The 441-nt window shown below is 73.9% G+C and carries 1 protein-coding gene; it reads right to left on the bottom strand.

The window, feature by feature from the left end; translation table 11 throughout:
• Positions 1-427: polyketide synthase (locus E1285_RS45250; RefSeq protein ID WP_347814139.1), on the bottom strand; the 427-nt coding region annotated here is incomplete at its 3' end.
• Positions 428-441 lie beyond the last annotated feature (14 nt).

Below are 441 nucleotides of genomic sequence, written 5' to 3'. Positions count from 1 at the left end.
GCAGGCCCAGGGTGTAGGCGACGCGGCCGGAGACCACGCTGCCCGCGCTGGCCCCGGCGGCGTAGTCGTGGTACATCACCCCGGCGAACACCCCGGTCGAGGAGCCGCGCAGCGCGTGCGGGTCGATGCCCGCCCGCTCCAGCGCCTCCCAGCAGGTCTCCAGCAGCAGCCGCTGCTGCGGATCCATCACCAGCGCCTCACGCGGGCTGATCCCGAAGAACCCCGGATCGAACTCGCCCGCCTGGTGCAGGAACCCGCCCTGCCGGGTGATGCTGCCCGAGGCGGCATCGTCCCAGCCCCGATCGGCCGGGAACGGCGACACCGCGTCGATGCCCTCGGCGACCAGCCGCCACAGCCCCTCCGGCGAGGCCACCCCGCCGGGGTAGCGGCACCCGATCCCCACGATCGCGATCGGCTCATCACTCACCACACCGTGACCGG

This window comes from Actinomadura sp. 7K507 (assembly GCF_004348425.1).
Lineage (GTDB): Bacteria > Actinomycetota > Actinomycetes > Streptosporangiales > Streptosporangiaceae > Spirillospora.
This window is presented reverse-complemented; position numbering and strand designations above follow the sequence as displayed.